Source organism: Methylobacter sp. BlB1 (genome assembly GCF_015476545.1).
Lineage (GTDB): Bacteria > Pseudomonadota > Gammaproteobacteria > Methylococcales > Methylomonadaceae > Methylobacter.
The window spans coordinates 1-5,239 of sequence record NZ_JADMKV010000112.1 but is presented as its reverse complement, the minus strand read 5'-3'; the positions used below and the strand labels follow the sequence as shown (position 1 = coordinate 5,239).

Sequence of the window (5,239 nt, the reverse complement as noted above, 5' to 3'; positions counted from 1 at the left end):
TAATCTAAACGGAATCGCTTGGATTATAAGGAAACTTGTAAACCAAGCCCCAGACTGACAGATGTAGCTAATTGCAGATCTACAGCCGGCAACAAGGCATCAACTGCTCCGACGACTGAGCCAAGAAGACCGTCTACCAGGGCAAGAGTGTTACCCACTAATGCGTCCAGCCCCAAAAGAGCACCAGCTGAAACATTGTCCATCTGAGCATCAGTTAAAGTCACAGGCTCGGCAGAAGCCAAACCTGTTGCAGTTAAAAGAACACCCGCCGCTAATGTTTTCATCAGTTTGCTTTTCATAATTAAATCTCTATTTTTTGTATTATTAACATAACCCACTCTGAGCCTATCAGGATGGGGTTTACTTGCTACAGTGTTTTGAAGCATTTCCAAAACACTTGGCAAATTCTTGACGCAGCTGCTACAACTGAAACACAAGTTGACGCACAATAATTAATTTCTTACTGAAATTAGTTGCCGGTGCAGTTGAAGATTGGGCAGTATCCATACGAAGCTCTCTAGGAGGAAGTAACTATCGTAGAAATTCAGTCATTTCCACTTGTTCATGAGGCATCCTTATGTTCGGGCCACTCCCTGCCCTTTGTCATCGCCATCTTAAGGCCGCAGAATTTAATAACATCGATATGATTTTAAGACTAACTTAAGACTAATCGAATTCATTGGTCTACTCAACATGGACGTAGGCGTTAATTATTTATTTTGTGATGTTCGTCACAGTTTTTAGCAAAAATAACTATTCTCTGCCTCCATTCGGGCTGGCATTTCCGAAAAACTCTCTAAAGTGACACTGGAATCAAAACCAGACTCGCCACTTGTCTTCCGTTCAAATGCTGTGGGTTGAATTACCGGTTCACCGACCATAGATAACCGCGCTTTTGCATGACCAGCGCATCATCAATATTCGTCGCGGTATCTAGCGTGTGTCCTTTTTAATTTGGCATTAACCAACGCTGTTATTCCGCATCATTTGTGAAGACGAGCGAGCGGATAATGCCCAAATCGGGCTCTCTCGGCCAAGCGGGACAAAAGTTTCTGAAACGGGTCGGAATTGTCCCTCCTCGCAATGATATAGCTGAAGGGTTATTTATAGGAGGGAAGCGTCCAGCGGGCCGCTTCAAACAGAGACCTGAGATCATCTTCCGTAACCGGTCGGTTCGAGAAGGCGCATGGACTCCAGCGAGCTGCTATAAATTCGTGAACAGAATAATCGGCCGAGGCTTTTTATCAGACATAATGGTTTCTCCAAATTCTGAACCGCATTAAACAATTGGGCCGATTGCAATGTTTTTTATAAGGGCGACACTCTTTGATGCGCTATAGAGCGGGCTATAGCTTGAGTCTGCTTGACCATATCCCATAGTTTTGGCCGATAAATCATACAAGCTCTATTTCGACTGGGCGGCTGCCAGTTGCCGGTGATACTCAGCCATCTTACGGCTATCTTCCGCAGCCTTTTCAAAATCGCGAACCATAGCTTCTGCGCGAGTCTTGAGATCCAGAATCTGCTTGCCGTAAACATAAGGCCGGGACTTGTACTGCGTCAGCATCCGCCGCTCCTCTTCGGCATCAGCATCCATCATCCGGGCCACTTCCTCATAATGCTCGGCTAACCGCAGATGGGCCTCCCGGGATTCCGCTGTCTGTACCTCATAGGCCCAGTCATGGGCACGAATCTCGGGGCCGGAAGCACAACCCGCAAATAAGACGGTTGAGAACCCGAGTGCAATCGATTTCAAGACCTTCATACAATCCTCCAATACTGTCATCAATCAATTTTTATTGTTGACCAGCTTTTATCCAAAATAACTCCCATCCTTTATCCATTGTTTTCCTGGCTACCCATCCACGAATCCGGCGTCTTCGGCAAACGCCCCAAATCATCAATGACCTGCACCGAATGAGGTTCAAGATCCGCCCATTGCCACAGCACCAGGTTATGGTTATCCGCCGAACAACCGGGCGCAAAACTGCGCACCCGAATGCCGGCAATGCCGCAGGCCTGCAGTCGGTCGGCCAACAGCCAGGTCGGGGGCTCCAGGTTTTGAAAGGCCAGATCCTCCCAAGCGCAGTTTAGCGGGCAATTGATGAACTGCTGTATTTTGTGGTCGTTCAGATCGGCGATATCGGCGCAGTCAACCCGGTATGCCACCAGCGTCATGGGCTGGGGCTTGAACGGGAAACCTTGTTGCGCCTCCATCCAGGCGGTGGTAGGGTCTAATGAGGTGTAAAGTGCGCTGTTGCCGGGCCGGTTGAAGCGCCCGCCATGTCTTTTAGCACCTTCCCCTGACAGGGGCGTGTAGGCCCACATGGGATGATGGGCGCGATAGACTATGCCGGTGAATCGACTGGTGGGGAGCTTCAAGCGTAGCCGCCGTCGGCAATGCGGGAGAGATAGGCTTTAACGGCGGCCGCGCGGCCTTCCTTGACGAGATCCTCGGCCGTTTTATCGCCGAACGAGGGCAGCGGCTGAGAGCGAAACCAGGCGAAGGCGCGGCCGGCGCCGCCGGACCATTCCGCTACACGATTGATGATTTCGACGGTATCCCGCAGCCGGGCCTGTGTCGCTTTGCTCTTGACCCGGGTACTTTTGGAAACGGAATCGCGCGATAGTCCCGTCACCTCGGCAAGGTCATGTTGTGTAATATGAAGAACCTTGGCCAGCGAATTTGCGGCCACATAGCCTTCGTCATTAATAACCTCATGTAAAAAATCCACGTTTGCCATAAAATGCCTCACTGTTTGACCGTCATATCGGCTTTATTATAGGGCGTTATCTGATAATCTAAAGATGCAGATCAAAAAAATCAATATATAGTCAATTGCCGCCTTATCCATTCATTCGACAAAACCGGTAATAGGCTATAATCCGGCCCGTTCCGCCCGATGAACAGGCGCATCGGTTTCGAAAGCTACCGCAAGCCCGTCATTCATGGCAGAACGACTTGAGTTTACGGCGTCCCAAATGCCTGGGAAGCCGATTCTTTGATAATAAAACTAAATTGATGGATAAACCTATGCAACCAAGTTTACCTAAAACCGGTTTGGCAGGCTTAACGGAAAACTGGCGCCATGATCTGGCGGCCGGTTTCCTGGTTTTTTTACTGGCCTTGCCGCTGTGCCTGGGCATTTCACTGGCCTCCGGCTTTCCGCCGGCCGCCGGCATTATCTCCGCCATGGTTGGCGGCCTTCTGGTATCGCGGATCAATGGTTCGCATCTGACCATCAATGGCCCTGCCGCCGGCTTGATCGTGGTGCTGTACAGCGCCGTGCAGACGCTGGGAGAAGGCGATGCAATGGCCGGTTACCGCTATACGCTGGGTGCAATCGTCATCGCCAGCGTCCTGCAAGTGCTACTGGGCGTCTATCGGGCCGGACAGTTGAGCTCGTTTTTCCCGACTTCCGTCGTGCACGGCATGCTGGCCGCGATCGGCCTGATCATCATCGCCAAGCAAAGCCATGTCCTGCTGGGCGTCAACCTGGAATTCGGCAGTATTCTTTCGACTATTGCCCAAATTCCGCACAGCATGCTCTACCCCAATCATGCAGTCGCCTTTATCGGCCTGAGCGGACTGGCGATTCTGATCGTCTGGCCGCTGCTCAAGCATCCGACGTTAAAGAAAATACCGGCGCCGCTGGTCGTGCTGATAACCGGCATGGGCCTGGGGCAATTTTTCGGCCTGCAGCATGAGCACATCCATGCTTTCTTTCTGGACAAAACCTATCTGGCCAATCACGAACATCTGATTCAGCCGCAATTTCTAGTCGATATTCCCGACCAGTTTACCTCCCTCTTCTATTTCCCGGACTTTTCCAAGGCCATGACCATTGAATTCTGGGAAGCCGTCGTAGGCATCTGCCTGATAGCCAGCCTTGAGACGCTGCTGGTCACCAGCGCCGTGGACAAACTAGACCCGTACAACCGCACCAGCGATTTCGACCGTGATCTGGCCGCCGTCGGCATGGGCAATGTGATCGCCGGCTTGCTGGGCGGCCTGCCGATGATCGCCGAGATCGTGCGCAGCTCGGCCAATATCGAAAGCGGCGCTCGAACCGGTTGGGCCAATTTCTTCCATGGCCTGATTTTCCTGGCGTTTATCCTGCTGTTCCCGCATGTCATCCATAACATCCCACTGGCGACACTGGCGGCGTTATTGGTCTATACCGGCTATCGTCTGGCATCGCCCAAGACCTTCCAGCATGTCCTGTCTGTCGGCGTGGAACAACTGTTCCTGTTCGTCATCACGATTATCGGCGTGCTGGCAACGGATTTGCTGATCGGCGTGGCGCTCGGCATAGCCGCCAAGCTGGCGATTCAGGCCATGCGCGGCGTCTGGCTGGATAATATGTTCCGCATTTATTTTGAAATTCACCGGCCCGACCGGCAAACCATTGTCGTCAAATTATTGGGCTCGGCGCTGTTTTCAAATTTTCTGCCGTTAAAAAAGGCGCTGGCCGAGCTTGAAGGCGGCAAAACGCTGGTGTTCGATTTTTCAAACGGCTATCTGATCGATCATACCGTCATGGAATTCATCGATGACTTCAGCCGGGATTACGAAGCGCAAGGCGGCGAATGCCTGCAAGTCGGCCATGCCCTGGAAAAATTCTCCGATCATAAATTAGCGGCCCGCCTGATGACCGCTGATGACAGATTAAAGTAAAGCTCGTTAAAGGTTGGGCAAGCTTTCTCGCCGCCCGCCACAACATTTACTCCAGGACAGAAGCGGAAGCTGATAAGCAGCCGCTTCTGTCCCCGACTTGCCTAAGCACCAGCCACTTATCGCCTGATCAACCATTAAATTCTCAACAGACTATAAGCATCCATGACGTAATGTCATTCCTGAATGACTCAAGCATCGCTATAGGCTTTCCCGCCGCTACCCGTTCACTTACTTTTCAGGCTGAACCTCATAAAATCAGGTCCTTCCTTAGATAAAAATCAGGGTTTCACCCGATTTTCATACTGTACCTCTACCGTATAGAGTCAATCCGCAGTCCGCTATTTAATAATTTTTTAAGGTGTTGTTGCATGCGAAAGCGACTGGTTCAAGGCTGCTTTCAGGCGGCGATCATTCATTTAATTTAATAGTAGGAGATGTCATGAGATTTCGGCAACAAATCAGCGACCGGTTGGAAACCGGCGGCACAATTTCCCGGCACCGGCAAACGGCAGGCGTCGTCTGTCTACCCTTGCTCGCCGTGGCGCTGGCCTATGCCGGCCC

Annotated in this window: 5 protein-coding genes; 1 reads left to right on the top strand and 4 read right to left on the bottom strand. The window is 51.3% G+C overall.

Translation table 11 applies throughout. The features are described from left to right. Positions 1 to 23 precede the first annotated feature (23 nt). The 4 genes from IT781_RS21155 to IT781_RS21140 all read right to left on the bottom strand — a co-directional run bounded on the left by IT781_RS21155 (position 24) and on the right by IT781_RS21140 (position 2,744). The gene (locus tag IT781_RS21155) at positions 24 to 386 is read right to left on the bottom strand and encodes a hypothetical protein (RefSeq protein ID WP_194972158.1); all 363 of its coding nucleotides are present in this window, start codon (positions 384 to 386) and stop codon (positions 24 to 26) included. 1,019 nt (positions 387 to 1,405) lie between these two features. After that, a complete protein-coding gene (locus IT781_RS21150; RefSeq protein WP_194972157.1) occupies positions 1,406 to 1,765 on the bottom strand; it encodes a hypothetical protein in 360 nt (119 codons plus the stop codon). 71 nt (positions 1,766 to 1,836) lie between these two features. Further along, complete coding sequence (locus tag IT781_RS21145) at positions 1,837 to 2,382, bottom strand: RES family NAD+ phosphorylase (RefSeq protein ID WP_194972156.1); 546 nt, start codon at positions 2,380 to 2,382, stop codon at positions 1,837 to 1,839. After that, entirely contained in the window at positions 2,379 to 2,744 is a 366-nt protein-coding gene (locus IT781_RS21140; protein ID WP_194972155.1) for an antitoxin Xre/MbcA/ParS toxin-binding domain-containing protein, read from the bottom strand. The genes IT781_RS21145 and IT781_RS21140 overlap by 4 nt, the downstream gene beginning before the upstream one ends. Positions 2,745 to 3,022: 278 nt before the next feature. On the opposite strand from IT781_RS21140, the gene IT781_RS21135 reads away from it, so the two are divergent. After that, positions 3,023 to 4,678 (top strand): SulP family inorganic anion transporter, encoded by a 1,656-nt coding sequence (locus tag IT781_RS21135; protein ID WP_194972154.1) that lies wholly within the window; start codon positions 3,023 to 3,025, stop codon positions 4,676 to 4,678. Positions 4,679 to 5,239: the final 561 nt, after the last annotated feature.